Source organism: bacterium, assembly GCA_037131655.1.
Taxonomy (GTDB): Bacteria; Armatimonadota; Fimbriimonadia; order Fimbriimonadales; family JBAXQP01; genus JBAXQP01.
Map to the genome: position 1 here is coordinate 1 of JBAXQP010000360.1, position 2,483 is coordinate 2,483.

Annotated in this window: 3 protein-coding genes; all 3 read right to left on the reverse strand. The window is 44.3% G+C overall.

Annotated elements, in window-relative coordinates; all coding sequences use genetic code 11:
- Positions 1–88: 88 nt before the first annotated feature.
- Positions 89–577: a DUF1566 domain-containing protein gene (locus WCO51_12415; protein MEI6514057.1), complete on the reverse strand. Its 489-nt coding sequence runs from the start codon at positions 575–577 to the stop codon at positions 89–91.
- Positions 535–1,425: a DUF1566 domain-containing protein gene (locus tag WCO51_12420; protein MEI6514058.1), complete on the reverse strand. Its 891-nt coding sequence runs from the start codon at positions 1,423–1,425 to the stop codon at positions 535–537. Before WCO51_12420 ends, WCO51_12415 begins: the two co-directional genes overlap by 43 nt.
- Before the next feature lie 2 nt (positions 1,426–1,427).
- Positions 1,428–2,483: YHYH protein (locus WCO51_12425; protein MEI6514059.1), on the reverse strand; the 1,056-nt coding region annotated here is incomplete at its 5' end.

Sequence of the window (2,483 nt, forward strand, 5' to 3'; positions counted from 1 at the left end):
GCATCCTAAAATTGTGAGTATTGATTAAAAGAAGAGTCGCCCTATAAGCCGGATTACGTGAAATCGCAGCGCTTGAAGATCCCAAAATCTATAGCGAACGGACTATTCGCACAAAGTTAGTGATGCGGGTGGCATCACCTTGCGGAGCCTGCCCGCCCATGGACTGCTTCGTATCAACGACCTTCGAATCTGTCCGCTGAGCACCTGCTCCATGTACATCCAGCCACATTCCAAATTGCTTTCCTGTTGCGCGACCAAAGCAGATGTATGCCGCGCTTTTTCCGCTGTCTGATCCAGTTCTTGGGTCGGTTTCCACGTGAGTTGTTGAAGACCAATACCAAGGCCAGTCACGCTGCCCAGCTTCATTTGTGATTTCTGTTGAATTGAAAACTGAATCAATTGATGCAGTGTTGGTCTGGCTTGGAGATTTTGAGTAATCAACTATTCCTTGAAGTTCTTTAACGTCCGGCAAGCGCCAGTCGGAGTGACCTAGGTAATTTTCCTTGTTCTTTTGTTGCACCCACTGAAGGGCTTTTACCCAATCCATACCTTCGAGACTGTCACTTTGACTCCACATGAGAGAGGTTGCCTTATCGGTAACTGTACCGTCCTTGTTGTTCTCAAAGTTATTGACACCATAATTCTTGGCTCCACGAACATAATATATATAGAACTTTGGAGTCGTGATTCCTTCATTCCGATTGCAGTTGGATATCCCTTAATTCTGCCATCGGCAAAATTGACACCAAACATTGTCTGAAGGTATTTATAGACCTTGCCTGAATAGAAAGTTGAAGTAACGATATGGGCATCAATCAGACGGTCCCCAATAGTTAAATCTCCATAACCAAATTCGAAATATTTAGTATCGATATACGGCTTCGGCGAAGTTGGTAGTTCGGCTGCCAGCCCGATATCTACGCCATTGAAATTGATCAATGAGTATGCTTCTTTAAGGGTTGGAATCCGCCAGTTACTGTATCCGCCTACAGTTACATTTGAAACGCTCTCCAGAGCCTTACCAACGCTCATTTGGTCAGAAACATTAATCTTTCCATCACCATTTAAATCAAGTGACTTAGTCCACTGAAGTCCCGATACGAGATCAGTGACGGTCCCATCGCCATTATCTTTATAGGAAGGTCGGTTTCCCGGATTTTGCGCATTCTGGCCAAAAAGTAACGAGCCAACCTCAGGTTGAGAAATCTCATTACCTTGAGCATCCCAAAATGTTTCTTGCCCGGTTCCGACAACACGATATGTATTAATTCCTGGTGCAGTGGATGTGGAAGCAGGAACAGAGACTGTACGAGATTCATAGACAGCTACAACAAGGCCCACAAATAGGATAAGTAAGGTTAGAAATCCAGCTAAAACTCTTAGCAATAGTTTTCCAACCTTGCTTTTTCCAAGAGTTATTTTCATAGTTAAATACCTAAAGCTGCCCTCAATGCAGCCTCGGTAATTCCCAAATTCTTTGCAGCAAGTGCAAGATTTGGTGGGTTCTGGCCAGCAAAGGCTGCCTTCAGTACGTCTTCGGTAATTCCAAGCTTCTTGGCAGCAGCTGCAGTATCAGGCATCGGCATCTGACCACCGCCCATAGGTGGCATGGCTTGGATCTGGCTAGCATCTACTTTTCCATGGAAGCATGCGATTGATGAACGAACATCAGCAGTTCCTAGGAGTACGTAGTGATAAATACCTTTGGGAAATTCGGGGGTTGCACTGTTTATTCCATTGCATTGATCTAGATTCTTAGCAGTAATTTGCTTTCCTTTAATATCTCGATCCCCATAAATTGGGAATCCATCAAGTGCGAAACCGATTACATGTGAAGGCTTGGCGACTTTATCTACTTTGGCAGTCACACAGACGGAGAGCCCGTGGTAGTGATAAGCACCTGAATCGGGAATCGGATGGCCAGCGCACTTATCTACAAATGATGCCGTGATTCCCTCGGAATTTGTGATTGTAAAGTTATTGGCCATTGCGACAGTCTTGTTATCGCCCTCAAATGGGTTATAAATAACAGCACCTGAAATCATGACACCAATTGATCCCAGTGAGGTCGCTGTAACCGCTGATACGTACTGAGGTGTATTTGGAATCGTGAATTTGTAAGACTGAGCCTTAGTTGGGTCTTTGACTATTTTTGCGGTTGTTGAATCTGGAACAACCACATCTTGCGAAATTGGTACTGCGTAGTACTCATCACGAGCATGATTTGGAATTCCAGTTGGCTCCATCACGATTGAAGATTTCCCGTACGTGAGTTTCACGGTCGGATTCCACTTCGCTGCTTTTGCAGCACTTACTACAGAAACCGACTTGGACGTACTTGCCGCATTGGCCGCATAAAACACGACGCTATTAAGGGCAATTACACCGATTCCGATCAAAGCGATTACTAACTTCTTCATTCTTATATTCTCTTTTCTAATTAGGGTAGTTGATAGATGTTTTGTAAAAACGTAGGAATTACT

Bases quoted from the DNA above. Each gene is read 5' to 3' on its own strand.
- WCO51_12420 (MEI6514058.1), bottom strand. From the start codon at position 1,425: ATGAAAATAACTCTTGGAAAAAGCAAGGTTGGAAAACTATTGCTAAGA.
- WCO51_12415 (MEI6514057.1), bottom strand. From the start codon at position 577: ATGTGGAGTCAAAGTGACAGTCTCGAAGGTATGGATTGGGTAAAAGCC.